The sequence below is a fragment of the Hydrogenophaga sp. genome, assembly GCF_026125785.1.
Classification (GTDB): Bacteria; Pseudomonadota; Gammaproteobacteria; order Burkholderiales; family Burkholderiaceae_C; genus Hydrogenophaga.
Genome location: NZ_JAHCKL010000020.1, coordinates 1 through 23,783, shown reverse-complemented (window position 1 = coordinate 23,783; position 23,783 = coordinate 1). Strand labels below are relative to the sequence as shown.

Below are 23,783 nucleotides of genomic sequence, written 5' to 3'. Positions count from 1 at the left end.
ATGCCGCAACGCCCCAATCTCATCTACATCGTCTGCGATGACCTGGGCTATGCCGACCTGGGCTGCTACGGTGGCCGCGCGGCGGACTTCGGCCCGGTCTCGCCGAACATCGACCGCCTTGCCGCAGGCGGTGTGAAGTTCACGCAGGGCTACGCGAATTCGCCCGTGTGCTCGCCCACGCGCTTCGCACTCATCACCATGCGCTACCAGTACCGCCTGCGGGGCGCGATGGAGGAACCGATCAACAGCCGCAGCAAGGGCAGCACCACGCTGGGCCTGCCGGCGGAAGTGCCCACCCTGCCCTCGCTGCTCAAACAAGCCGGCTACCACACGGCCTTGATCGGCAAATGGCACCTGGGCTACCCGCCCGCGTTCGGGCCACGCCGATCAGGGTACGACGAGTTCTTCGGCATCATGGCCGGCGGCGTGGACTACTTCACCCACTGCACCTCCACCGGCGACCACGACCTCTACATCGACGAGGAGGAACACCACGAGGTGGGCTACCTCACCGATGTGCTTTCGCAGCGCGCGGTGGACCACGTGCACCGGCGCGCGGCGGACGCGCGGGCGGGCAAGCCGTTTCTGCTGAGCCTGCACTACACCGCGCCGCACTGGCCCTGGGAAACGCGCGACGACGCGCACGTGGCCGGCGACGTGGCGAAGAACCTGTTCCATCTGCACGGCGGCGACGTGCAGACCTACCGCCGCATGATCCACCACATGGACGAAGGCATAGGCCACCTGATGGCGGCGCTGCGCGAAGAGGGCCTGGACGAGAACACGCTGGTGGTCTTCACCAGCGACAACGGCGGCGAGCGCTTTTCGGACAACTGGCCGCTGGTGGGCGGCAAGATGGACCTCACCGAAGGCGGCATCCGCGTGCCCTGGATCGCCCACTGGCCCGCCGTCATTCCCGCCGGCACCACCAGCGCGCAGCACTGCATGACCATGGACTGGTCCGCCACGATGCTGGAAGCCGGCGGCGGCCAGGCCCATCCCGACTGGCCACTGGACGGCGTGAGCCTGCTGCAGGTGCTGCGCGACCCGGCGGCGCACCGCTTCGAACGGCCGCTGTACTGGCGCATGAACCACCGCAACCAGCGCGCGCTGCGCGAAGGCGACTGGAAGTACCTGCAGGTGGATGGCCACGAGTACCTGTTCAACGTGCAGAAGGACGAACGCGAACGCGCCAACCTGGCCAGCCGCGAACCCGGGCGCCTCGAACGCATGCGCGCGCAATGGCTGGCCTGGAACGACAGCGTCCCGCCGATCCCGGCCGACGCCACCGTCAGCCTCGGCTATTCGGCCAAGGACATGCCGCAGCGCTGACCCCCGCCTTGGACAGCGGGTACGATCCAGCCATGTCCCGCGCAACCCGGCTGCTTCCCTTCCTCTCCTGGCCCCGCCCCGATGCCGCCCTGCTGCGTGGCGAGGCCATGGCAGGCCTGACGGTGGGGCTGATGGTGATTCCGCAGGGCGTGGCCTATGCCGCTCTGGCGGGCATGCCGCTGATCACCGGCATCTACGCCTCGCTGCTACCGGCGCTGATCGCGGTGCTGTTCAGCGCCTCGCCACGCCTTTCGGTGGGACCCACCGCGCTGACCTGCCTGCTGGTGAGCGCATCCCTCTCAGGTCTGGCCGAGCCGGGCAGCGCGCAGTGGATCACGCTGGCGGTCTGGCTGGCCCTGCTCTCGGGCCTGCTGCAGATCGCGCTGGGCTTCGCACGCTTTGGCTGGCTGCTCAATCTGGTGAATTCGCCGGTGCTCATGGCCTTCACGCAGGCGGCGGCGGTGCTGATCATCGCCTCGCAACTGCCCGCGCTGCTGGGCTTCGCGGCCTGGGACGCGCTGCTGACGCAGCCCCGCATCCACTGGCCGTCCATGGCCTTCGGCCTGGGCAGCCTGGCGCTGCTGGTGCTGGCGCGCCGCTGGCGCCCTGGCTTCCCGACCGTGCTCACCGTGGTGGTGGTCAGTGCGGCGCTCAGCTATGCCCTGGGTTTCGAGGCACGCGGGGGCACGGTCATCGGCGCGCTGCCGCAAGGCCTGCCTGCGCTGTACTGGCCCGGTTGGCCGGGCTGGGCCACACTGGGCCATCTGGTGGTGCCCACGCTGGTGATCACACTGGTGAGTTTTTTGGAAACCGCCTCCAGCGCGAAAGTGGACAACGGGCAGCGCGGGCAACGCTGGGACCAGGACCAGGACCTGATCGGCCAGGGCCTGGCCAAGATGGCCTCGGGCCTGACCGGCGCCTTCCCGACCAGTTCCTCCTTCTCGCGCTCGGCGCTGAACCTGTATGCCGGCGCCAGGACCGGCTGGGCGACCGTCTTCTCGGTGGTGGTGGTGCTGCTGGCGCTGGTGTTCTTCGTGCCCATGCTGCACCACGTGCCCATGGCGGTGCTGGCGGCCATTGTGCTGGTGGCGGTGATCGGGCTGATCAAGCCGCGCGCCTTCACCTACCTGTGGAGGCTCTCGCGCGTGGAGGCCGTGATTGCCGGCATCACCTTCGCGGTGACGGTACTGGCCGCGCCGCGCCTGTACTGGGGCGTGCTCGCCGGCGTGCTGATGGCGCTTTCGCATTTCCTCTACCTGCGCCTGCATCCGCGCATCATCGAAGTGGGCCTGCACCCGGACGGCAGCCTGCGCGACCGCCACCTGTGGAAACTGCCGCCCCTGGCGCCCGACCTGTACGCGCTGCGCATGGACGCGGCGCTGGATTTCGCGACGGCCAATGGCCTGGAGCGCGCGATCGCCGAGCACATCGCCGCCCATCCAGCGACGCGCCACGTCATGCTGATCGCGCACCCGATCAACTGGATAGACGCCACCGGCGCCGAGGTCTTCGGCCGGCTGCGCGAGCAACTGGACGACCGGCGCATCGAGCTGCACCTGGTGGGCATCAAGCTGCCCGTGGAGCAGGTGCTGCGCGCCGCCGGCCACCTGACCGACAGCCCCAGGCTGCACCTCTACCGCACCGAGGCCGATGCGTTGCGCGTGACCGACGCACTCAGTGCCGCGACAGACGACCCGACTTGACCCACCCCACCATGGAACTGCCCAGACACCAGCTCAGCATGACCGTGCTGATGACGCCAGACACCGCCAACTTCTCGGGCAAGGTGCATGGCGGCACCATCCTCAAGCTGCTCGACCAAGTGGCCTACGCCTGCGCCAGCCGCTACGCCGCCGCCTACGTGGTCACGCTCAGCGTGGACCAGGTGATGTTCCGCCAGCCCATCCACGTGGGCGAGCTGGTGACCTTCCTCGCCTCGGTCAACCACACGGGCACCTCGTCGATGGAGGTGGGCATCAAGGTGCTGGCGGAGAACATCCGCACCCAGGCACAGCGCCACGTCAACAGCTGCTTCTTCACCATGGTGGCGGTCGATGCCCAAGGCACGCCCACGCCGGTGCCGCGCCTGGAGCCCGGCACGCCCGATGAACAGCGCCGCCATGCGGCTGCGTTGGTGCGCCGTGCCATGCGCCAGGAAATGGAACAACGTTTCTCCGCCATCCGATGAGCGCCCACACCCGCCGATCCGTTTCGCTGGGCTTGGCCGGCGCCTTGCTGGCATTGACCGGCTGCGGCAAGGACGATCCCCAGGCCAGGCTTGAGGCCGCCGTGCACCGGCTGCAAGACCACGTGGAGAACCGCAAGACGAGCGCCGTCATGGACATGCTGCACGCCCGGTTCCGTGCGCAGGGTGAGCTCGATCGCGAATGGGCGCAGCGCACCATGACGCTGCTGTTCCTGCGCTACCCGAACGTGAAAGTGGTTGCCATCACCCGCAACACCCGCCTGGACCCGGACACGCCGCTCACCGGCACCACCGAGGCCCAGGTGCTGATGACGGGCGCGCAGGGTCTGATTCCCGAGCGGGTGGAGCCCTATGCCATCACGCTGCGCTGGCGGCGCGAGGGCGACGACTGGAAGCTGATCGACCTGGAATGGCGGTAGGGGTGTGTTCAGCCGCGCTGGCGGGCATGCAGCACCAGTTGCGCGCTCACCGCACACAGCGTGAAGCCGAGCATGATCCAGCCCAGGTTGACCGCACCATGGTGCGGCACCAGCCCCACCGAATAGCCGCTGACCGCCCCCATGAGCTGCTGCATCAGCCCGGCCACCGCAGCGGCCGAGCCGGCCAGCGCGGGCAACAGCCCCACCGTGCCCACCAACGCGGCCGGCACCAGCAGGCCATGGCCCAGACCCACCAGGATCAGCGGCAGGGAGAACGCCAGCGGCGTGGCCAGGCCTGAGAGGCCCAGCACCAGCACCAGCACCAGGCCGCTGACGGTGCTGGCCTGGCCCAGCCGCATCATGGTGCGGTCCCCCGCGCGGCTGGCCATGTGGGTGATCAGGTAGTTGCCCACGATGTAGGACAGCGGCACGCACATGATGTAGTAGCCGATGCGGTCCGGGCCCACGCCATAGCTGCCGAGCACAATGGGCGCGCCAGCCAGAAAGGCGTAGAAGGTTGCGGTGGTCATCGACAGGATCGCCACGTACAGCAGAAACCCCGGCTCGCGCGCCAGGCGGGCGTAGGCGGCCAACATGTCCCGCAGCCAGTGCGCCTGCTGCGCCGGTGGCTCGCGCCTCAGGTCGGGCAGGCCGCGCCACGCCGCGGCAAACAGCAGTGCCGACAACACCGCCACCAGCACGAAGTTGGCCTGCCAGCCCAGGCGCACATGCAACTGGCCACCGATGATGGTGGCCAGCGGCGGGCACAGGCCCATGGCCATGCCGACATAGGCCATCACCCGGGTGCGCTCGGGTCCGTGGAACAGGTCCTGCACCATGGCCCGGCCAACCACCATGCCGGCGGCGCTGCCCGCACCCTGCAGCACACGCGCCGCCGTCAGCAGCGCGAGGTCGCTGGCCAGCGCGCCGAGTACCGAGCCCAGGCCGGTCAACGCAATACCGAACAGCAGCACCGGCTTGCGGCCCAGCCGGTCCGACAGCGGCCCATACAGCAATTGCAGCCCGCCATAGGCCGCAACGTAGGCGCTGAAGGTGAGCTGCACCGCAGCCTGGCTGGCGCCGAACTGGCCGCCCCATTCCTGCATGGAGGGGATGCAGATGGTCATCACCACCAGACCGAGGGCGAGCTGGGCCAGCAGGTTGGCAATGAGGGGACCGTGCGACGGGCGCGCGGCGGAAGCGTCAGAAGTCATGGGCCTGGTCCGTCGTCAAGGCTGGCGCCCGCTCGCGGCAGGTGGGGTCATCCAGCACCGGCATTCTGGCAGAGGGGCCATACCCGTCGTGCGTGACCCGATTTCCCCGACTGGGCCTTGCATGCTCGCAGCCGGTGAACAGGAGACCTGCTCCGCGCCGCGCGGCACTATGCTGGCGGACCTTGCGCGCAACGCCGCCGCCTTCCCATGCAGACCGACTGGTTGATCGACTTCATGACGCTTGCGCAGACACGCAGCTTCAGCCGCGCGGCACAACTTCGGCGCATCACCCAGCCCGCGTTCTCGCGCCGCATCCGCGCCCTCGAATCCTGGGCGATGGCCACGCTGGTGGACCGGGTCGCCCACCCGCTGCAGCTCACGCCCGCGGGTCAGCGCCTGCTGGCCGACGCGCCCGCGCTGACCAACAGGGTGCGGCGCACGCAGGCCATGCTGGAGGCTCACATCGGCGAACGCCGCGAGGAGGTGCGCATCGCGGCGCCGCACCTGCTGGCTCAAGGCTTTCTGCCCGCCTGGATACAGGAACGGGAGAACCTGCTCGGCAACTTGAACGTCCGCCTCCTGGCGCATGGCCCACCTGCGGATGTGGCCGGCCTCGTTCAGGGCGACCTCGACGTGCTCCTGACCTGGCGCTGGGCCGGCAGCGCTCCCGAGCCGCAGGACCCGCGCTGGGAGGCCTGGCCATTGGGCCAGGAACGCCTGCTGCCATGCTCGCGCCCCGGCCCGGACGGTCTGCCGCTGCATGGGATGGCGGACGGCACTGCGGCGTCGACACCGTATCTGGCGCATGCACCGTCCACCGGGATCGACACCGCGATCCGCCAGTCGCTGGCCACGCGCGGTCTGGAGCGGACCATCCGGACCGCCGCCACCGCCGACGACTGCACCGTTCTCAAGGCCCTGACCCAGGCCGGGCTGGGGGTGGCGTTCCTGCCCGCCCGGTGCGTGCAGCCCGAACTGGACGATGGCCGATTGCTGCCGGTGCCCGCGTGGCCGCAGCTCACGCTTGATGTGGCGGCGCTGCGCCTGCGCCCAGACCCTTCCAGACGTTGCCAGCCAGCGGTGGATCGCCTGTGGCTTGCGCTCAAACGCAGTCCCCAGAATGGGCCCCCGCCGAACGGCGCCTCGTCCCAAAAGACGCCGGCGCGCGCATTCCGCAACGACGGCATTTCCGCTACATTGCTTCCGGGGTGATACCGCGCCGTCGCACAAAAGGCCGCACGAAGTGGCTGCACCAGAAGAGGATGGCGTACGAAGTGGGGTGATGACATGGCCGCAGCCAGAGGTCCGAACCACGACGGGGGCGCCGATGCCAGGCCGGGGGGCGAGAGCACGGTCGCCCGCCTGGGGCTTTCCGATGCAGAACTGCAATCGGCCCTGGAATACCTCGACGTCGACCAGTCCATGGCTGGCGCCAGGGGTGTGGTCATTCCCTACACCATCGTCCTGATCGCCCTGTTTGCGTTGATGCAGCCGTTTTCTCCCCTGCTGCCGAGCCTGGTGTGGGCCGGCAGCTTCGCCACCTACATCCTGACCCGCCACCGCATGAACCGCGTCTATGCGAGCTGGAGCGAAGCGGAGCGAAAGGAGCGGCTTCGAAGCTGGCACCGGACCTTGGTGGTCACGTCCATGGTCTTCGGCGGACTGTGGGGATCGGCCGTGTTCATTGCCTTCCCCGGGTCGCCCAACAGCATTCACCTGCTGTGGACGGTGGCGGTGACCACCATGGTCGCCGGCGCGCCCAGGCTGTTGACCATGCCCCAGTTCGTGGCCCTGGTCTCGACCATGCTGCTGTTCACCGGCGCCGCCTGGTTGGCCTGGGGCGGTTGGCTGGGCTCGTTCATGGCCGTGGCGCTGACGGTGCTCGCCGGCCTCTTCGTCGTGATGGCGCGCCACTTCCACCGCGGCCTGCGCGAGAAGTTCGAGTTGCAGTTGCGCAACCAGCATCTGGCCCGCGAACTGTCCAAACGCAACACCACCCTGGAGCAGATGGCACAGTCCAAGACCCTTCTGCTGGCGGCCGCCAGCCATGACCTGCGCCAACCGGTGCACGCCTTGGGGCTGCTCATGGAAATCGTGCGGCGCACCCAGGAGCCACAAACCCTGCGACGCCGGCTGACCATGGCCACGGACTGCGTGGAATCACTCTCCGAGATGCTCACCAATCTGCTGGATTTCACGCGCATGGACGCTGGCCAGTTCCCCGTGGCGCTGCGCAGCGTCCCTTTGCAGGAGGTGCTGGACGAGACGATGCGCACCTTCGGCCCCATCGCACGCCGCAAGGGCCTGACGCTGCGCATTGTCCAGACCTCCGCGTCGGTGCGGTCCGACGCGCACCTGCTGCACCGCATGCTCTTCAACCTGGTGTCCAACGCCATCAAGTACACCCACAAGGGCTGGGTCAGGGTGTACGTGGAGCAGCGCGACGACCAGGTCTTTCTGCACGTGCAGGACTCTGGCTCAGGCATAGCCGCCGACCGGCTGGACGAAGTGTTCAAGGACTACGTGACCAGCGATGCGCAGTCCCTGCGCTTTGACGTCGGCATCGGCCTGGGCCTGGGCATCGTGCGGCGCTGCGCGGCGCTCCTCGGCCATGCGTTGGAGGTACAGTCGATGCCCGGCGAGGGCAGCCGTTTCTCCATTCACCTCGGCGAACGCCTGCTGGCAGGCAAGACCCAAGCCCCCGAGATCGCCGACGCGGTGGCGTTGCACGGCGTGGTCGCCGTCATCGAGAACGACCCCGTGATCCTGGAGGGCTTGAGCGAGATGTTGCGAACCTGGGGCTGCCAGCCGGTGGCAGGTGCCACGCCCCATGAAGTGCTGGCACTGCTGGATCGCCTGCACATCACCCCCAAGCTGATTCTCTCGGACCTGCACCTGAGCCTGCCCGAGTCCGGCTTCGACGCCATAGGCTCGCTGCGGCAACGGATGGGCGTGGACCATCTGCCCGCGGTGATGCTGACCGGTGACCTCAACCCGGCGCACCAGCAACGCGCCCGAAGCGAGCAGATCCGCCTTGAACACAAACCCCTTCGCCCCGCGCGCCTGCGCGAGGTGCTGGGCGCCATGCTGGAGCAGCCCTGAGCAGGTCGACGGGCGGCTTAAAAACTGCCGGTGAAACGGTACCGTGACGCGGGGTGCCACATGGTGGCGACGGCGGCGACCTGTCCCATCGAGCGCGTCTGGCGGTGCAGCAACAGGCAAGGCTCTTCGCGCGGCATGTGCAACATCTCGCGCACCTCGGGAGGCGGCAGGCGGGCTTCGATCGAGAACTGCACGCCTTGCAAGGGCGCCACGCGCATCAGGTAGGCGTTGGGCGTGAGGCAGGAGAAATCCTGCTGCATGTAGTGCGGCGCCACCGCCGGGTTGACGTAGCGGTCCTCCACCTGGATCGGCTTTTCGTTCTCCAGGTGCACCACCACCGAATGGAACAGCGGGTCGCCAACCGGCAGGTGAAACTCGTGCGCCAGGGTGTCCGTTGCCTTGACCCGCTCCAGGCGGTGCAGGTCGCTGCGGTGCGCGTGGCCGCGCGCCGCGATTTCCTCGGCAATGTTGCGGATGGCCACCAGCGTGGACTGGTACTTCTGCTGCGCCACGTAGGTGCCTGAGCCCTGCACCCGCTCCACCGTCTGTTCATCGCTGAGCTCGCGAATGGCCCGGTTGACGGTCATGCGGGAAACGCCGAATTCGCGCGCCAGGGCTTCTTCCCCGGGGATGAGATCCCCCTCCTTCCACAAACCATTGTGGATATGGGCCAGGACATGGGCCTTGATCCGCTGGTAGGCGGGCTCGCGGGGATTGGTCGACAAAGGCTCTCCTTTCGGACCCAGGGTTTTCACCAGTGAAATAGCCGCTCCATTGTATTTACGAACCTGACCGACGGCCACCATAATGTATATACGACTTAGGCAAACGCATCTGAATTTGTACAGATTTCAACCCACATCGAATACCAAAGGCGTACCGCCCCACAGCCATGAACACCAACACCGACCCCCGCCTGGACCCGACCCGCACCATCCGCGCCCCTCGCGGACCCGATCTGGCGTGCAAGAACTGGGTGGCAGAAGCCGCGTACCGGATGCTGCAGAACAACCTCGACCCGGAGGTGGCGGAGAACCCCCAGCATCTGGTGGTCTACGGCGGCATCGGGCGTGCGGCGCGCGACTGGGCCTGCTTTGACCAGATCCTGGCGTCGCTGCGCGAACTGGAAGAGGACGAAACGCTGTTGGTGCAGTCGGGCAAGCCGGTCGGTGTGTTCAAGACACATGCCCATGCGCCGCGCGTCCTGATCGCCAACGCCAACCTGGTACCCAAGTGGGCGAACTGGGACCACTTCAACGAACTCGACCGCAAGGGCCTGTTCATGTATGGCCAGATGACCGCGGGCAGCTGGATCTACATCGGCAGCCAGGGCATCGTGCAGGGTACTTTCGAGACCTTCGTGGAAGCGGGGCGGCAGCACTACGGCAACGACTGGAGTGGACGCTGGATCCTCACCGCAGGGCTCGGCGGCATGGGTGGCGCGCAACCGCTGGCCGCCACGCTGGCGGGCGCGGTGTCCCTGACCATCGAATGCCAGCAAAGCAGCATCGACTTTCGCCTGCGCACGCGCTACGTGGACAAGCAGGCGCGCGACCTCGACGAAGCGCTGGCCCTGGTGACCGTGATCGAATCCGCCTGGCTCAACAAGCTCGACACGCCGGCATCGCGCTCGGCCGCGCGGCAGGCGGCTTCGATCAGTTGCATGGGTGAACGCGCTTGCGCCACGGGCGTGCTCGCGTCGTTCATCTGCCCGACGCCCACGATGACCGGCCTTTCGCTTCTCTTCACGATCTTGTCTCCATGTTTATTTGTTTCGTACAAACATTATATTCATGACAATCAAATCGCTGCAACAAGAAATTGCACAGCGCGCACGCAAGTCGGTGGAGCGCTCGACGCAACATGCGTGTCGCTAGAATCATTTGCATCTACAAAGCAACCACGGCTCACCTGTGACGAAGTTGATCTCGATTCGCGACCTGCAGACTTCGCCCGTGGCGTTGCTCAGAAGGGCGTACAACGCCACGACCACCGTGGCCGCACAACATCTGGCGCCGTTCAATCTCACTGCGTCGCAGTTCGGCATTCTTGTAGCGGCTAAGGAAGAACCCGGTGTGGACGCCACGCGGATCGCTCAGTTGCTCTCCTTCGACCGCCCCACTCTGACCGGCGTGTTGGATCGCCTGGAGCAAAAGAAGCTGTTGACGCGCGAGCCGCACGAAGTGGACCGACGGGCGCGTGCACTCTACGTGACCAGTGCCGGCGAGCGTCTACTGGAAGAGGTGGCCGAAGCCGCTTGGGATATTCGCAACGATGCTCTTTCGAAGCTCGCGCCCGAGGAGCGGAAGGTGCTGATCCGCCTCCTTCTCAAGCTCATCGATTGAACGCGAGCAAGAATGAACCGCCCCGGAAATCGTGGAGGCCGGTTGGTTTAAGTCAGGTCGACGTTGCGGCCTGATTGGCGAATTGCCGGTAGTAGTTTGCCTCAGCCTCGGCGGGCGGGATGTAGCCGATGGGCTCAAGCAACCGGTGGTGGTTGAACCATGACACCCATTCGAGGGTGGCCAGCTCCACCGACTCCTTGGTCTTCCAGGGTGCCCGCCGGTGGATCAATTCGGCCTTGTACAGCCCGTTGATCGTCTCGGCCAGGGCGTTGTCGTAGCTGTCGCCCTTGCTGCCCACTGAGGGCTCGATGCCTGCCTCGGCCAGTCGCTCGGTGTAGCGGATGCTGACGTATTGCGATCCCCTGTCGGAGTGACAGACCAGGCTGCCGTCGCGCTCAGGCTGGCGGGCGTACAGCGCCTGCTCCAGCGCATCAAGCACGAAGTCCGTGCGCATCGAACTGCTCACCCGCCAGCCCACGATGCGCCGTGCGTACACGTCGATCACGAAGGCCACATACAGCCAGCCTTGCCAGGTGGAGACGTAGGTGAAGTCCGAGACCCAGAGCAGGTTGGGACGGTCTGCTCGGAACACACGGTTGACCCGGTCCAGCGGGCATGGCGCCCGAGCGTCGCTGACGGTGGTGCGCACCACCTGCCACGGCGCACGCCCTGCAAACCCAAGCGCCGCATCAGCCGTTCTACCGTGCAGCGGGCAATCGTGATGCCTTCGCGATTGAGCTGCTTCCAGACCTTGTCGGCGCCGTAGACCTGCATGTTGGCGTGCCACACGCGCTGGATGTGCGGCACCAAGGCATCGTCGCGTTGAGATCTGGCGCAACGTCGCTCGGGGTTGCGCTGCTCGGCGGCGTGGCGCCAATAGCCTGACGGGGCGACCTGCAACACCTTGCAGATCGACTCGACCCCGTAGGCCTGTCGATGCTGGTCGATGAAGCCCTTCAGGACTTCAGACGGCGGTCGAGCTCCGCCTGGGCGAAAAACGCGCTGGCCAGCTTGAGGATCTCGTTGGCCTTGCGCAGCTCTTTGACCTCGCGCTCCAGCGCCTTCATCTGCTCATGTTCGGATGTCGTGATGCCGTCACGCATGCCGGTATCGATCTGGTCACGCTTGACCCATTCGTGGAGGGTCTGGGGCACGCAGCCGATCTTGGGCGCGATGGATTCGATGGCAGCCCACAGCGAGGGGTACTCGCCACGGTGCTCGCGCACCATGCGAACAGCGCGTTCGCGGACCTCAGGTGAAAACTGGTTCGACTTCTTGCTCATGGCTCAATCCTCTCAGGGAAAAGAGCCTCCTCAAAACCCGGGGCGGTTCAAAGAGTCTTCTGAGATCTGGTGCGGCTGGCGGGGATCGAACCCACGACCCTTGGCTTCGGAGGCCAATACTCTATCCACTGAGCTACAGCCGCAACGCCGCGCATTCTATCAGGCGGGGGTCGGCGAAAGCTCGGCCCCAGGGGGCTTGGCTATAATCATGGGCTGTTTGCCGGCCCCACGACCGGCGAGGCCTTTCCTGCCCCGGCACCGTTTCGCACCCCTGAGGACACCATGAGCGACCACGCGCACGAAGAACACACCGGACCGATCAAGACGCCGACCCAATTGCTGTGGACGTCTTTCTTTGCGTTCGTCGTCCCCGTCTTCATCATCATCGGCCTCGTGCAGTTCGTGACCTCCGGCCAGAAGCCTGCCGCTGGCGCGGTGGACCAGGAACTGGCCACCGCACAGCGCATTCAGCGCGTGGGGACGGTGGAGTTGCGCGACGCCAACCGTCCTCCGCAGTTGGGCGAAGCCGTGTATGCCGCCCAATGCGTTACCTGCCACGGTGCAGGGCTGGCCGGCGCGCCCAAGTTTGGCGACGCCAGTGCCTGGGCCCCTCGCATCGCCACGGGCTATGCCGCTCTGTTGAATTCGGTGCTCAAGGGCAAGGGCGCCATGGGCGCGCAGTCCGGTGGCGCATTCACCGATCTGGAACTGGGCCGCGCGGTGGTGCATATGGCCAATGCGGGTGGCGCCAAGTTCGAAGTGCCGCAGGCTCCGGCTGCTGCTGCTCCCGCTGCCGAAGCACCCAAGGCCGCCGAGGCTGCCGCACCTGTGGCCGCCGCACCTGCTGCCGCGACGCCCGCCGCTGCTGCCCCTGCGGCACCTGCCGCAGCGGCGTCCACGGCCGCGGCTGGAGAAGCCCTGTACAAGCAATCCTGCGCCATGTGCCACGCCGCCGGCGTGGCTGGTGCGCCGAAGTTCGGCGACAAGGCAGCCTGGGCGCCTCGCCTCGCACAGGGTGTCGATGCCATGACGGCCAACGTCATCAAGGGCAAGGGTGCCATGCCGCCCAAGGGCGCCGCAGCCGCCGCTTCGGATGCGGACATTCATGCCGCCGTCGAGTACTTGGTGAAGGCCGCCAAGTAGGCCTTCCCAGCGGGGTTCATGTCCGCACAGCAGCCGGTCCTCGTGGCCGGCTTTTTTGTGCCCGCGGCTCAGGCGGCGTTGCGGGCTTGCGGACTGAGCACGAAACCGAACCGCGATGGCAGGTCCTCGAACCGCGCGTCCTGGGGCATCCAGCAGCCGGCCTCCACCCTGTCGGCCGCCAGGGCCATGTCGGCGCTGTGCACCAGGCCCAGGCCGAGGTCGGTGTGGAGGTACAGACGCCCCGCCTCGTCAAGCAAGGTGTCCTGCACGGCGGCTACCGGGCGGCCGGTGTGGCTGAGCACACGCCCGTCCGGCTGCAGGCGCCAGATCCAGGGTGCGGATTCGAGTTCGACATAGACGCGCTGCGGGCCGTTCTGGAAGTACCACTGGCCCTGTGCGTCGGCCGCATAGTTGCGGTGGATGAACTCGATGAGCTTGTCGTGCCGCAGCAGCGAACCTTTGGCCAGGGGGAATGGGCCCGCCCCCTGGACACGGTCGTCGCGCATGTACCACTGGCCGCGCGCATCAAGGCCCAGCCAGCCATGGCAGTGCGGCACATGGGGCCATTTGGCCATGGCGGCCTTCACGATGTCGTCCATGCTGCGCGGCTCTTCTCAGACGTGGGAGAGCAGCCAGTGTCCCACAGCCTGGGGCATGGCGCACACATGGCCCGGCACACCCAACAGGCCCGACGACACGGGAAAGCCAACATGCCCGCCCTGTGCGGGCTGCCACAGCGTCACATGGCTCCCGCTCTCCAAGGCGCCGGGCAGGGAAAACGCCGGGACAAACGGGTCGTTGCGCGCGTTGAGTGCCAACGCAGGTACACGGATGTTCTGCAGAACCGGCTTCGCCGAAGCCCGCCGCCAGTAGTCGTCGACATCACGAAAGCCGTGGAGTGGCGCAGTGAACACATTGTCGAACTCATAGAGATCACGGGCCGCGAGCAATGTGTCCTTGTCGAACAGGCCGGGATGCTGGGCCAGTTTGAGCAGGGCTTTGGGGACCATGCTGCGCATGAACATGCGCGTATAGATTTGGCGGTTGAAGCCGCGGCCAATGGCATGCCCACCGGCGGCCAGGTCCAGCGGCGAGCAGACCGCCGCCACCGCACGCACGCGGCCTGCCGCCGCCTCCCCCACTTCTCCTGCCCAGCGCAGCAGGGCATTGCCCCCCAGGGAAACGCCCACCGCCAGCAAGGGACGACCGGGGTTGTCGGCCGCAAAGCGCTGCAGTATCCAATCCACCTCGGCAAAGTCGCCGGAGTGGTAGGCGCGTGGTGCCAGATTGAGTTCGCCGGAGCATCCCCGAAAATGGGGCACGGCCAAGACCAGGCCTTGCTTGGCCGCGAAGTCCGCGAAGGCAATGGCGTACTGGCTGGCAGAAGAGCCCTCCAGCCCATGGAACAGAACCAGCAGCGGGGCCTGCGCGGCCGCGGCGTGAACCGTGCGGTCGACATCAATGAAGTCTCCATCCGGCGTGGTCCAGCGCTCACGCTGCCAGCGAGGCACCTCGCCGAGATGGCGGCGGCTCGCCAGCGCGGCCCATATCGTCTGCGCATTGCCGCCCGGCAACCACCACGGCGGGCGGTAGGAGAATGGGGGCGAGTTCAATGCAGCAGCGGCTTGGTGGTGAGCACTTCCGGCGGCTCCACACGGGTGCCTGGGCTGGCATGGTGCGCCACCAGACGCCAGCCCTGCGAGGTCTTGGTATAGACATTGGTCGCCACGACCCACGCCTGCTGCGGCCCGTCGTCGGTCATGATGGTCACGCGCTCGACCACGCTGTGCACACTGCAGGTGCCGGCGTCAAGACGGCGTACCTTTTCAGGGTGGGCTTGCACGCTGCCGTTGGTGAACAAACCTTCGAAAGCGGCCCGCACTGCCGCATACCCAACCAGACGTGGACCGCCCGGATGCACGCACACCACATCCTCGTCGTCGGCCCAGCAGGCCATCAGACGGTCCAGGTCCGCGTGCTGGAGCGCGTCGTAAAAGGCGGCCTCGGTGTCGTCGGCGGAGCCGGGGGGCAGTTTGGGTTTTCGCATGGCGGGTATTGTGCCGCCGCGGGCGAGGCCCAAGCGGGTGGCGGGGGTATAGTGCCGCAGGGCTCCTGCTGAGATGCCCTGTTCCCTGCAACGCTATGGCCACACCGGCCTGTGGAGGTTTCATGCAACTTTCCTACCGATCCATTGGCACCTGGATGACCGCCCTGCTGCTGGCGGCAACGCTCAGTGGCTGCGGCTACAACGATTTCCAGCGTCTGGACGAACAGAGCCGTTCGGCCTGGTCCGAGGTGCTGAACCAGTACCAGCGTCGCGCCGACCTGATTCCGAACATCGTGGCCACGGTCAAGGGTGAAGCGAACTTCGAGCAGGAAACGCTGACACGCGTGATCGAGGCGCGTTCCAAGGCCACGGCCATCCAGGTCACCCCGGAGATGGTCAACAACCCCGCAGCCATGCAGCAGTTCCAGGCCGCCCAGGGCGAGCTCGGCAGCGCGCTGAGCCGCCTCATGGTGGTGGTGGAGCAGTACCCGAACCTCAAGGCCAACCAGGGCTTCAGCGACCTGCGCGTTCAACTCGAAGGCACCGAGAACAGGATCACCGTGGCGCGCAACCGCTATATCCAGACCGTGCAGGAGTACAACGTGCTGGCGCGCAGCTTTCCCACCAACCTGACTGCCATGGTGTTTGGCTACCAGCCCAAGGCCAACTTCCAGGTGGCCAACGAGGCCGCCATCTCGGCACCACCGACGGTGGACTTCGAGAAGAAATAATGGGCTTCAACGCCCGCCGCCCGAAGCCAGCGCGCGCGGGTGCGCTCACAGCGTGGCTGCTCAACCTGCTGGCTGCGTCAGCGCTCGCGTTCTGGGCCTTTGCCAGCCACGCCCAGGGCTTGTTGCCGGTCCCCGAGCTGGACGCGCGCGTGATCGACCAGACCGGCACACTCGACGCGCCCGCCAAGGCCGCGCTCGAGGAGCGCCTCGCCGCGTTCGAGCAGAGCCGCGGCAGCCAGGTGGTGGTGGTCATGGTGCCGACGACGGCACCGGAAGACATCGCCGACTACACGCAGCGCCTTGGCGACGCCTGGAAGATCGGCCGCCGCGACGTTGGCGATGGCGTGCTGTTCGTGATCGCCAAGGACGACCGGCGCATGCGCATCGCGCCCGCGAAGACGCTCGAAGGAGCCATTCCCGATCTCATGGCCCGCCGCATCCTGGACCAGGCCGTCGCACCGGCGTTCCGCCGTGGCGACTATGCGGGCGGCATTCAGGCGGGCGTGGACCAGATTCTGGCGCGCATCCGCGGCGAGGACTTGCCCTTGCCTGCCGCAGATAGCGGGTCCGGGAACCGCAGCGGGGGCTTCGAGTGGATGGATCTGGTGATCTTCATGGTGTTCGCCGTGCCCTTCATCTCGCTGGCGCTGCGCCAGATGTTTGGCAACAAGCTGGGCACCTTGCTCACCGGGCTCGGCGCGGGGGGCTTGGCCTGGTCGCTGACATCGGTGCTCTGGATCGCCATCGGCGCCGGTCTCATCGGCATGCTCGCGGCGCTCTTCATGCAGTTCATGCCGGCGTCGACGCCATCTTCCGGACGGCGCGGCGGAGGCCACTGGGGAGGGCCTGGCGGCGGCTGGGGTGGAGGTGGTCGGGGCGGCGGTGGCCTGGGAGGCGGCGGCTTCGGTTCAGGAGGGGGCGGCAACTTCGGTGGCGGCGGCGCCTCGGGTGGATGGTGATGAAAGAGATGCTCGCATGAACCCACTCATCCGCCTCCTCAAGCACCGCTGGTTCGACCGGGCCGACAGCCACCGAGCCGTACCCGACGACATGGCGGAGCGGCTGGCTCGCCGTGTGGCAGCCAGCGAGAGCCGCCATACCGGCGAGGTACGTCTGTGCGTGGAAGCATCGCTGCCCACGAGCTACCTCTGGCGCATCCGACCTGGACATTCGGTGCAGGCGGTGGTGCGAGAGCGCGCCCTCACCTGGTTCGGCCGCTTGCGCATCTGGGACACCGAGCACAACAACGGCGTGCTCATCTATGTGCTGCTGGCCGAACACGCCATCGAGTTCGTGGCCGACCGGGCTCTGGCCCGTCGCGTCGGGGCCAGCGAATGGCAGGCCATTGTCGACAGGCTCGGTGCACGCCTGCGCGAGAACGCCTTTGAGGATGGCCTTACCGCAGCGTTGGAAGAGGTGTCCGCGCTGCTGGTGGCCCATTTCCCTGCACAGGAGGACGCCACGCACGTGAATGAATTGCCCAATGCCGTGGTGCGCTGTTAGGCCTGCAACGCCGCGCAGGCCAGCATTCAGGGCGGCTTGCGTTTGAACAGCCCGGTGCGGTTGTTGTTGAGCGCGACGTTGAGTTCCTGCTGCAAGGCCCGGTTCATCTGCGCGAAGGTCTTGAGCTTGCGGGTGGTCTCGCGCAGACGATCGGCCATGCGCTTGGAGATGGCGAGCAGCAAGCGCGAACCCAGCTTGGGATCTTCCTTGAGCAGGCGCATGAGCGCCGTGCGTGAAAGCACGGCGGCCGCAATGTCGGTGTTGGCGGTGCAGGTGGCTGAACGTGGTGCGCCGTCGAGCACGCCCATTTCGCCAATGAGGTGGCCTGGCCCCATGATGTTCACCACCATGTTCTCGTGCAAGCCGGGCAGTTCGTTCTCCACGGCGATGTCCCCTTCCAGCACGAGCAGCATGTAGTCGTTCTGCCTGACCTCACCTTCCTGGATGATCACCGTGCCTGCCTTGATCAGCTTGGGCCGCATATAGCCAACGATCTTCAGCGCGTCGCCCAGGGTCAGATCGGCCAATGCCGAAGAGGTGACCAGCAGGCGCGCTGCGACCTCCTCGGGCGCCAGATCCGGGCTCTCAAATATCGATGACATCAGTCACTCCCGACTTTTTGTAACGTCATCATATGCGCCTCATCGACAGCCCGTCCGGGAAGACCGACAAAAAAAGACCGGCACAGGGCCGGTCTTTCTGTGAGCCAGGGCGCATGCCCTGCCGTCACTCATTTCTTCTGGCGGTATTTGCGCAGCGCCGCGATTTGCGCCGCCATGACGGCCAGCTCGGAAGTCGCCTTGGCCAGATCGAGATCGCTCTGGGCATTCTTGACGGCTTCCTCCGCCTGACGGCGTGCCTCGGTGGCCTTGGCCTCGTCCAGGTCGTGGCCGCGAATGGCGGTGTCGGACAGAACCGTGATGTGGTGGGGCTGGACTTCCAGAATGCCACCAGCCACGAACACGAACTCTTCGCCACCGTCGGCCTTCTCGATGCGAACGGGGCCGGGCTTGATGCGGGTGATCAGTGGAATGTGGCCAGGCAGGATGCCCAGCTCACCCGCTTCACCCGGCAGCGCCACGAATTTGGCGTCGCCGGAGAAGATGGACTCCTCGGCGCTGACCACATCGACGCGGATGGTACTCATGGTGTTTCCTTGGGTTGCGCGTTGGGCATTGAGCGAAGTTGTGCGGCCAGAGGCCTCTTCTTCCACTCAACGCCCGACGCCGGACGCTGAACCGTTGGCCGATCAGGCGACCTTCTTGGCCTTTTCAAAAGCTTCGTCGATGGTGCCGACCATGTAGAACGCCTGCTCGGGCAGGTGATCGCACTCGCCAGCGGTGATCATCTTGAAACCACGGATGGTTTCAGCCAGCGGCACGTACTTGCCGGGCGAGCCGGTGAACACCTCGGCCACGTGGAAGGGCTGCGACAGGAAACGCTGGATCTTGCGGGCGCGGGCCACGGCCAGCTTGTCTTCCGGTGCCAGTTCGTCCATGCCCAGGATGGCGATGATGTCGCGCAGTTCCTTGTAGCGCTGCAGCGTGCCTTGCACGGCACGGGCGGTCTCGTAGTGGTCTTGGCCCACCACCAGCGGGTCGAGCTGGCGGCTGGTGGAGTCCAGCGGGTCCACGGCGGGGTAGATGCCCAGGGCGGCGATGTCACGGCTCAGCACCACGGTGGAGTCCAGGTGGGCGAAGGTGGTGGCAGGCGACGGATCGGTCAAGTCATCGGCCGGCACGTACACGGCCTGGATGGAGGTGATGGAACCGACCTTGGTGGAGGTGATGCGCTCTTGCAGGCGGCCCATTTCCTCGGCCAGCGTCGGCTGGTAGCCCACGGCGGAGGGCATGCGGCCCAGCAGGGCGGACACTTCGGTACCGGCCAGCGTGTAGCGGTAGATGTTGTCCACGAAGAACAGCACGTCGCGGCCTTCGTCGCGGAACGACTCGGCGATGGTCAGGCCGGTCAGGGCCACGCGCAGACGGTTGCCCGGGGGCTCGTTCATCTGGCCGTAGACCATGGCCACTTTCGAGTCTTCGAGCTTCTCCAGGTTCACGACGCCGGAGTCGGCCATCTCGTGGTAGAAGTCGTTGCCTTCACGGGTGCGCTCACCCACGCCGGCGAACACCGACAGACCACTGTGTGCCTTGGCGATGTTGTTGATGAGTTCCATCATGTTCACGGTCTTGCCCACGCCGGCACCACCGAACAGGCCCACCTTGCCGCCCTTGGCGAACGGGCACACCAGGTCGATCACCTTGATGCCGGTTTCGAGCAGTTCCTGGGAAGGAGACAGCTCGTCGTAGGCCGGGGCCTTGCGGTGGATGGACGCCGTCAGCGTCTGGTCGACAGGACCGCGCTCGTCGATGGGCGCGCCCAGCACGTCCATGATGCGGCCCAGGGTGGCCTTGCCCACGGGCACGGTGATGGGAGCACTGGTGTTGCTCACCACCATGCCGCGGCGCAGGCCGTCGGACGAGCCCAGCGCAATGGTCCGGACCACGCCGTCACCCAACTGCTGCTGGACTTCCAGCGTCAGGCTGGAGCCTTCCATTTTCAGTGCGTCATACACGCGCGGCATCTGGTCGCGCGGAAATTCCACGTCCACGACGGCGCCGATGCACTGGACGATCTTGCCTTGTACTTGAGACATGATGGGTACCTTCTGTTTTCTCTGGATTCGGTTGAACGGCTGCTTCAGACTGCGGCGGCGCCGGCGACGATTTCCGAAAGCTCTTTCGTGATCGCGGCCTGACGGGTCTTGTTGTAGACCAGCTTAAGTTCGCCGATGACGCTGCCAGCGTTGTCGGTGGCGGCTTTCATGGCCACCATGCGGGCGGACTGCTCGGACGCCATGTTCTCTGCGACCGCCTGGTACACCTGGGCTTCCACATAGCGCAGCAACAGTTCGTCGATGACGGTGGCTGCATCGGGTTCGTAGATGTAGTCCCAGTCCCGGCCACCCGCATTTTCCTGCAGGGTTCCAGCGCTCAGTGGCAGCAGTTGCTCGATCACCGACTCCTGCTTCATCGTGTTGATGAACTTGGTGTAGGCGATGTAGACCGCGTTGATGCGGCCTTCGGTGTACGCGTCAAGCAGCACCTTGACGGGGCCGATCAGCTTTTCCAGGTGGGGCGTGTCGCCCAACCCGGTCACGCTGGACACCACCTTGGCGCCAATGCGGTTCATGAAGCCCAGGCCCTTGTTGCCGACGGCAACCACCTCGGCATTCACGCCCTGCCCCTGCAGTTCCTTGAGCTGGGTCGTGACCGCACGCAACACGTTGGTGTTGAGACCACCGCACAGCCCCTTGTCGGTCGTGACGACGACAAAACCAGCGGTCTTGGCATCGTTGATCTGCATGAACGGGTGCGTGTATTCCGGATTGGCCCGGCTCAGGTTGCCAGCGATCTGGCGCACCTTCTCGGCATAAGGACGCGCGGACCGCATGCGATCCTGCGCCTTGCGCATCTTGGAAGCGGCGACCATTTCCATGGCTTTGGTGATCTTCTTGGTGTTCTCCACCGATTTGATCTTGCCGCGTATTTCCTTGCCTGCTGCCATTGTGTTTCCTTTAAGAAGTCAATGGGCCGGGTCAGTAGGTGCCGGTCTTCTTGAAATCCGCGATGGCGGCCGCCAGTTGGGCCTCGGCTTCCTTGTCCTTGTCCAACGCCTTCCCGCTTTCCATCTTCTGCAGCAGGGCGGCGTGCTTGTCCTTCAGGAAAGCGTGCAGACCGGCCTCGAAAGGCAGCACCTTCTTGACATCCACATCGTCCAGGTAGCCCTTGTTCACGGCGAACAGGGAAGCAGCCATCAGGCTGATGGACAGCGGTGCGTACTGGGCCTGCTTGAGCAACTCCGTCACACGGGCGCCACGGTCGAGCTGCTTGCGGGTGGCTTCGTCGAGGTCAGAGGCGAACTGCGCGAAAGCGGCCAGTTCACGGTACTGCGCCAGGTCGGTACGGATACCGCCGGACTGCTTCTTGATCAGATCGGTCTGGGCCGCGCCACCGACGCGCGACACGGAGATACCGGCGTTGATGGCGGGACGGATACCGGCGTTGAACAGGTTGGTTTCCAGGAAGATCTGGCCGTCGGTGATCGAGATCACGTTGGTCGGCACGAAGGCGGACACGTCGCCGGCCTGCGTTTCGATGATGGGCAGCGCGGTCAGTGAACCGGTCTTGCCCTTGACTTCACCCTTGGTGAAGGCTTCGACGTAGTCCGCGTTCACGCGGGCTGCGCGCTCCAGCAGGCGGCTGTGGAGGTAGAACACGTCGCCCGGGTAGGCTTCGCGGCCCGGCGGGCGGCGCAGCAGCAGCGAGACCTGGCGGTAAGCAACGGCCTGCTTGGACAGATCGTCATAAACGATCAGCGCGTCCTGGCCGCGATCGCGGAAGTACTCGCCCATGGTGCAGCCGGAGTAGGCCGACAGGTACTGCATGGCGGCGGATTCGGAAGCCGAGGCGGCCACGACGATGGTGTAGTCCATCGCACCGGCCTGCTCCAGGGCGCGCACCACGTTCTTGATGGACGACGCCTTCTGGCCAATGGCGACGTACACGCAGGTCATGTTCTGACCCTTCTGGTTGATGATGGCGTCGATCGCCACCGCCGTCTTGCCGGTCTGGCGGTCGCCGATGATCAGCTCGCGCTGGCCACGGCCGACGGGCACCATGGAGTCGATCGACTTCAGGCCGGTCTGAACCGGCTGGTCCACCGATTTGCGAGCGATCACGCCCGGAGCGACCTTCTCGATCACGTCGGTCAGCTTGGCGTTGACCGGGCCTTTGCCGTCAATGGGCTGGCCCAGCGCATTGACCACACGGCCCACCAGTTCGGGACCGACCGGCACTTCCAGAATGCGGCCCGTGCACTTGACGGTGTTGCCTTCGGAGATGTGCTCGTACTCGCCCAGAATCACGGCGCCCACGGAGTCGCGTTCCAGGTTCAGGGCCAGACCAAAGGACGGCACGCCGTCCTTGTTGGCCGGAAATTCCAGCATTTCGCCCTGCATCACGTCGGACAGGCCGTGAACGCGGACGATACCGTCGGTCACCGACACCACGGTGCCCTGGTTGCGCACATCGCTGGATGCGCCCAGCCCCTCGATGCGGGACTTGATCAGTTCGGAGATTTCAGCGGGATTGAGCTGCATGACTCTTTCCTTCTTTCGTTAAATGATGTGCAGGGCGCGCCCAGAATGACCGCCATCAGGCGGTCAGGGCAACTTTCATTTGTTCCAGACGGGCTTTGACCGAGGTGTCCAGCACCTCGTCACCCACCACCACGCGGATGCCACCGATCAGCTCGGGCTGCAGTTCCACCTTGAGGTTGAGCTTGCGGCCAAAACGCTTCTCCAATACACCGGAAAGATCGGCGAGAACGTCATCTTCCACGCGAAAGGCGCTGTAGACCGTTGCGTCGTACGAGCCCAGTTGCGCGTTCTTGAGCGCACGGAACTGGCTGGCGATCTCGGGCAACGCTTCCAGGCGGCCGTTGTCGAGCACGGCGCGCAGGAAGTTCTGCGCCTTGGGCGACAGGCTGGTCTTGAGCACCCCGGTGATGAGCGCCACCACCTGGTCGGGCGAGGTCTTGGGGTTGTCGGCGAACTGGCGCAACTGGTCGTTGCCCGCCACGGCTGCCAGCTCGTCAAGCCAGGCGGCGGTGCCGGCGACGTCTGACCCCGCGGCCTTGAACAGCGCTTCCGCGTAAGGGCGTGCAATGGTGGCGATTTCGGCCATGGTTTACCTTTGATTGCCGGTTCGGTGGCGTCGGGCTGTGCGATCAGAGCTCGGTCTTGAGGCGACCCAGCAACTCGGCGTGGACACTGGCGTCAATTTCGTGACGCAGGATCTGCTCCGCACCCTTGACGGCGAGAACGGCCACTTGCTCACGCAAGGCCTCGCGGGCCTTGACGACCTGCTGCTCGGCATCCTGGCGCGCGGCTGCCACGATCTTGGCGGCCTCGTCGTTGGCACGCGCCTTGGCTTCCTCGATCAGGGCCTGGGCACGGCGCTCGGCGTCGGCCAGACGGGTGGCAGACTCGTTGCGCGACTGGCTCAACTCGGCTTCGACCCGCTTGTTGGCCAAGGCCAGTTCGGACTTGGCCTTCTCGGCGGAGGCTAGACCTTCGGAGATCTTCAGCGCACGTTCATCCAGTGCCTTGGCGATCGGGGGCCACACGAACTTCATCGTGAACCACACCAGGATCGCGAAGACGATGATCTGCGCGAAGAGGGTTGCATTGATATTCATCGCAACGCCTTTCTGTGTAGGGACAGGAGGTGAGACGTACCTGCTGCAGCGTCAGCGTATGGCCTATGGGCGGCCTGGCGATCGTCGGCCAGTCCGCAGAGGCGCCGCTGCGCGGCAGCAAGACCGATGATCAAGCCAGCGTGAAGGGGTTGGCGAAGGCGAACAGCAGCGCGATGGCCACACCGATCAGGAAGGCC

23 protein-coding genes, 1 tRNA gene, 3 pseudogenes and 1 other annotated feature are annotated in these 23,783 nt (G+C 66.0%); of the genes and pseudogenes, 12 read left to right on the top strand and 15 right to left on the bottom strand.

Annotated features, from left to right (window positions below; genetic code table 11):
* Genes KIT53_RS16095 through KIT53_RS16080 form a run of 4 tightly spaced genes read left to right on the top strand, consistent with a single transcriptional unit; the run spans position 1 to position 3,957 of the window.
* The gene (locus KIT53_RS16095; RefSeq protein WP_297754542.1) at positions 1–1,332 is read left to right on the top strand and encodes a sulfatase-like hydrolase/transferase; all 1,332 of its coding nucleotides are present in this window, start codon (positions 1–3) and stop codon (positions 1,330–1,332) included.
* A gap of 32 nt (positions 1,333–1,364) precedes the next feature.
* Complete coding sequence (locus KIT53_RS16090) at positions 1,365–3,035, top strand: SulP family inorganic anion transporter (RefSeq protein ID WP_297754540.1); 1,671 nt, start codon at positions 1,365–1,367, stop codon at positions 3,033–3,035.
* Between the two features lie 11 nt (positions 3,036–3,046).
* Positions 3,047–3,520 carry an acyl-CoA thioesterase gene (locus KIT53_RS16085; RefSeq protein WP_297754537.1) on the top strand — a complete coding sequence of 158 codons (474 nt, stop codon included), beginning with the start codon at positions 3,047–3,049 and terminating at the stop codon, positions 3,518–3,520.
* The gene (locus tag KIT53_RS16080; RefSeq protein ID WP_297754534.1) at positions 3,517–3,957 is read left to right on the top strand and encodes a hypothetical protein; all 441 of its coding nucleotides are present in this window, start codon (positions 3,517–3,519) and stop codon (positions 3,955–3,957) included. The genes KIT53_RS16085 and KIT53_RS16080 overlap by 4 nt, the downstream gene beginning before the upstream one ends.
* A gap of 8 nt (positions 3,958–3,965) precedes the next feature.
* Here the strand turns inward: KIT53_RS16080 and KIT53_RS16075 are convergent, their stop codons facing one another.
* A complete protein-coding gene (locus tag KIT53_RS16075) occupies positions 3,966–5,171 on the bottom strand; it encodes a multidrug effflux MFS transporter (RefSeq protein WP_297754532.1) in 1,206 nt (401 codons plus the stop codon).
* 207 nt (positions 5,172–5,378) lie between these two features.
* On the opposite strand from KIT53_RS16075, the gene KIT53_RS16070 reads away from it, so the two are divergent.
* Together KIT53_RS16070 and KIT53_RS16065 are read left to right on the top strand one after the other, a co-directional pair.
* Entirely contained in the window at positions 5,379–6,383 is a 1,005-nt protein-coding gene (locus KIT53_RS16070; protein WP_297754529.1) for a LysR family transcriptional regulator, read from the top strand.
* Positions 6,384–6,458: 75 nt separating this feature from the next.
* Positions 6,459–8,273, top strand: a complete 1,815-nt coding sequence (locus KIT53_RS16065; RefSeq protein ID WP_297754526.1) for an ATP-binding protein — start codon at positions 6,459–6,461, stop codon at positions 8,271–8,273.
* A 17-nt stretch (positions 8,274–8,290) separates the two neighbouring features.
* On the opposite strand, the gene hutC is transcribed toward KIT53_RS16065, so the two are convergent.
* Positions 8,291–8,998, bottom strand: a complete 708-nt coding sequence (gene hutC, locus KIT53_RS16060; RefSeq protein ID WP_297754524.1) for a histidine utilization repressor — start codon at positions 8,996–8,998, stop codon at positions 8,291–8,293.
* A 167-nt stretch (positions 8,999–9,165) separates the two neighbouring features.
* Between hutC and KIT53_RS16055 the strand changes: the two are divergent.
* Both KIT53_RS16055 and KIT53_RS16050 read left to right on the top strand, forming a co-directional pair.
* Positions 9,166–9,852: pseudogene (locus tag KIT53_RS16055) on the top strand (urocanate hydratase); the annotation flags it as partial.
* A 496-nt stretch (positions 9,853–10,348) separates the two neighbouring features.
* Positions 10,349–10,618: a MarR family transcriptional regulator gene (locus KIT53_RS16050; protein WP_297754521.1), complete on the top strand. Its 270-nt coding sequence runs from the start codon at positions 10,349–10,351 to the stop codon at positions 10,616–10,618.
* A gap of 52 nt (positions 10,619–10,670) precedes the next feature.
* Here KIT53_RS16050 and KIT53_RS16045 read toward each other — a convergent pair.
* Together KIT53_RS16045 and KIT53_RS16040 are read right to left on the bottom strand one after the other, a co-directional pair.
* Positions 10,671–11,901, bottom strand: a pseudogene (locus tag KIT53_RS16045) (IS3 family transposase).
* Positions 11,504–11,620, bottom strand: a sequence feature (AL1L pseudoknot). (Overlaps the previous pseudogene by 117 nt.)
* 67 nt (positions 11,902–11,968) lie before the next feature.
* Positions 11,969–12,044: transfer RNA gene (locus KIT53_RS16040), tRNA-Arg, on the bottom strand.
* A 139-nt stretch (positions 12,045–12,183) separates the two neighbouring features.
* Between KIT53_RS16040 and KIT53_RS16035 the strand changes: the two genes are divergently transcribed.
* Complete coding sequence (locus KIT53_RS16035) at positions 12,184–13,044, top strand: c-type cytochrome (protein WP_297754518.1); 861 nt, start codon at positions 12,184–12,186, stop codon at positions 13,042–13,044.
* A 68-nt stretch (positions 13,045–13,112) separates the two neighbouring features.
* Here KIT53_RS16035 and KIT53_RS16030 read toward each other — a convergent pair whose 3' ends face one another.
* Genes KIT53_RS16030 through KIT53_RS16020 form a run of 3 tightly spaced genes read right to left on the bottom strand, consistent with a single transcriptional unit; the run spans position 13,113 to position 15,091 of the window.
* On the bottom strand, positions 13,113–13,643 hold the full coding sequence (locus KIT53_RS16030; RefSeq protein ID WP_297754515.1) for a DUF2946 family protein: 531 nt from the start codon (positions 13,641–13,643) through the stop codon (positions 13,113–13,115).
* Between the two features lie 15 nt (positions 13,644–13,658).
* The gene (locus KIT53_RS16025) at positions 13,659–14,657 is read right to left on the bottom strand and encodes an alpha/beta fold hydrolase (protein ID WP_297754512.1); all 999 of its coding nucleotides are present in this window, start codon (positions 14,655–14,657) and stop codon (positions 13,659–13,661) included.
* Positions 14,654–15,091: a nuclear transport factor 2 family protein gene (locus KIT53_RS16020; RefSeq protein ID WP_297754509.1), complete on the bottom strand. Its 438-nt coding sequence runs from the start codon at positions 15,089–15,091 to the stop codon at positions 14,654–14,656. The genes KIT53_RS16025 and KIT53_RS16020 overlap by 4 nt, the downstream gene beginning before the upstream one ends.
* Before the next feature lie 122 nt (positions 15,092–15,213).
* On the opposite strand from KIT53_RS16020, the gene KIT53_RS16015 reads away from it, so the two are divergent.
* Genes KIT53_RS16015 through KIT53_RS16005 form a run of 3 tightly spaced genes read left to right on the top strand, consistent with a single transcriptional unit; the run spans position 15,214 to position 17,325 of the window.
* The gene (locus KIT53_RS16015) at positions 15,214–15,822 is read left to right on the top strand and encodes a LemA family protein (protein WP_297754507.1); all 609 of its coding nucleotides are present in this window, start codon (positions 15,214–15,216) and stop codon (positions 15,820–15,822) included.
* A complete protein-coding gene (locus KIT53_RS16010) occupies positions 15,822–16,781 on the top strand; it encodes a TPM domain-containing protein (protein ID WP_297754504.1) in 960 nt (319 codons plus the stop codon). The genes KIT53_RS16015 and KIT53_RS16010 overlap by 1 nt, the downstream gene beginning before the upstream one ends.
* A 16-nt stretch (positions 16,782–16,797) precedes the next feature.
* Positions 16,798–17,325: a TPM domain-containing protein gene (locus tag KIT53_RS16005; RefSeq protein WP_297754500.1), complete on the top strand. Its 528-nt coding sequence runs from the start codon at positions 16,798–16,800 to the stop codon at positions 17,323–17,325.
* Positions 17,326–17,351: 26 nt separating this feature from the next.
* Here KIT53_RS16005 and KIT53_RS16000 read toward each other — a convergent pair whose 3' ends face one another.
* The 8 genes and pseudogenes from KIT53_RS16000 to KIT53_RS15965 form a co-directional block, all read right to left on the bottom strand.
* Positions 17,352–17,927 carry a cyclic nucleotide-binding domain-containing protein gene (locus KIT53_RS16000; protein WP_297754498.1) on the bottom strand — a complete coding sequence of 192 codons (576 nt, stop codon included), beginning with the start codon at positions 17,925–17,927 and terminating at the stop codon, positions 17,352–17,354.
* A 128-nt stretch (positions 17,928–18,055) separates the two neighbouring features.
* Entirely contained in the window at positions 18,056–18,472 is a 417-nt protein-coding gene (locus tag KIT53_RS15995) for a F0F1 ATP synthase subunit epsilon (RefSeq protein WP_297754495.1), read from the bottom strand.
* A 102-nt stretch (positions 18,473–18,574) separates the two neighbouring features.
* Complete coding sequence (gene atpD, locus KIT53_RS15990) at positions 18,575–19,981, bottom strand: F0F1 ATP synthase subunit beta (protein ID WP_297754492.1); 1,407 nt, start codon at positions 19,979–19,981, stop codon at positions 18,575–18,577.
* 44 nt (positions 19,982–20,025) lie between these two features.
* Positions 20,026–20,892: a F0F1 ATP synthase subunit gamma gene (gene atpG, locus KIT53_RS15985; RefSeq protein WP_297754489.1), complete on the bottom strand. Its 867-nt coding sequence runs from the start codon at positions 20,890–20,892 to the stop codon at positions 20,026–20,028.
* A gap of 31 nt (positions 20,893–20,923) precedes the next feature.
* On the bottom strand, positions 20,924–22,486 hold the full coding sequence (gene atpA / locus KIT53_RS15980) for a F0F1 ATP synthase subunit alpha (protein WP_297754486.1): 1,563 nt from the start codon (positions 22,484–22,486) through the stop codon (positions 20,924–20,926).
* A 55-nt stretch (positions 22,487–22,541) separates the two neighbouring features.
* Positions 22,542–23,072 (bottom strand): F0F1 ATP synthase subunit delta, encoded by a 531-nt coding sequence (locus KIT53_RS15975; RefSeq protein WP_297754483.1) that lies wholly within the window; start codon positions 23,070–23,072, stop codon positions 22,542–22,544.
* A gap of 43 nt (positions 23,073–23,115) precedes the next feature.
* Positions 23,116–23,586 (bottom strand): F0F1 ATP synthase subunit B, encoded by a 471-nt coding sequence (locus KIT53_RS15970; RefSeq protein ID WP_297754481.1) that lies wholly within the window; start codon positions 23,584–23,586, stop codon positions 23,116–23,118.
* Between the two features lie 130 nt (positions 23,587–23,716).
* Positions 23,717–23,783 (bottom strand): annotated as a pseudogene (locus KIT53_RS15965) (F0F1 ATP synthase subunit C); the annotation flags it as partial.

Coding starts and splice junctions, on each gene's coding strand:
- KIT53_RS16095 (WP_297754542.1), top strand. CDS start 1: ATGCCGCAACGCCCCAATCTCATCTACATCGTCTGCGATGACCTGGGC.
- KIT53_RS16090 (WP_297754540.1), top strand. CDS start 1,365: ATGTCCCGCGCAACCCGGCTGCTTCCCTTCCTCTCCTGGCCCCGCCCC.
- KIT53_RS16085 (WP_297754537.1), top strand. CDS start 3,047: ATGGAACTGCCCAGACACCAGCTCAGCATGACCGTGCTGATGACGCCA.
- KIT53_RS16080 (WP_297754534.1), top strand. CDS start 3,517: ATGAGCGCCCACACCCGCCGATCCGTTTCGCTGGGCTTGGCCGGCGCC.
- KIT53_RS16075 (WP_297754532.1), bottom strand. CDS start 5,171: ATGACTTCTGACGCTTCCGCCGCGCGCCCGTCGCACGGTCCCCTCATT.
- KIT53_RS16070 (WP_297754529.1), top strand. CDS start 5,379: ATGCAGACCGACTGGTTGATCGACTTCATGACGCTTGCGCAGACACGC.
- KIT53_RS16065 (WP_297754526.1), top strand. CDS start 6,459: ATGGCCGCAGCCAGAGGTCCGAACCACGACGGGGGCGCCGATGCCAGG.
- KIT53_RS16035 (WP_297754518.1), top strand. CDS start 12,184: ATGAGCGACCACGCGCACGAAGAACACACCGGACCGATCAAGACGCCG.
- KIT53_RS16030 (WP_297754515.1), bottom strand. CDS start 13,643: ATGGACGACATCGTGAAGGCCGCCATGGCCAAATGGCCCCATGTGCCG.
- KIT53_RS16020 (WP_297754509.1), bottom strand. CDS start 15,091: ATGCGAAAACCCAAACTGCCCCCCGGCTCCGCCGACGACACCGAGGCC.
- KIT53_RS16015 (WP_297754507.1), top strand. CDS start 15,214: ATGCAACTTTCCTACCGATCCATTGGCACCTGGATGACCGCCCTGCTG.
- KIT53_RS16010 (WP_297754504.1), top strand. CDS start 15,822: ATGGGCTTCAACGCCCGCCGCCCGAAGCCAGCGCGCGCGGGTGCGCTC.
- KIT53_RS16005 (WP_297754500.1), top strand. CDS start 16,798: ATGAACCCACTCATCCGCCTCCTCAAGCACCGCTGGTTCGACCGGGCC.
- KIT53_RS16000 (WP_297754498.1), bottom strand. CDS start 17,927: ATGTCATCGATATTTGAGAGCCCGGATCTGGCGCCCGAGGAGGTCGCA.
- KIT53_RS15995 (WP_297754495.1), bottom strand. CDS start 18,472: ATGAGTACCATCCGCGTCGATGTGGTCAGCGCCGAGGAGTCCATCTTC.
- atpD (WP_297754492.1), bottom strand. CDS start 19,981: ATGTCTCAAGTACAAGGCAAGATCGTCCAGTGCATCGGCGCCGTCGTG.
- atpG (WP_297754489.1), bottom strand. CDS start 20,892: ATGGCAGCAGGCAAGGAAATACGCGGCAAGATCAAATCGGTGGAGAAC.
- atpA (WP_297754486.1), bottom strand. CDS start 22,486: ATGCAGCTCAATCCCGCTGAAATCTCCGAACTGATCAAGTCCCGCATC.
- KIT53_RS15975 (WP_297754483.1), bottom strand. CDS start 23,072: ATGGCCGAAATCGCCACCATTGCACGCCCTTACGCGGAAGCGCTGTTC.
- KIT53_RS15970 (WP_297754481.1), bottom strand. CDS start 23,586: ATGAATATCAATGCAACCCTCTTCGCGCAGATCATCGTCTTCGCGATC.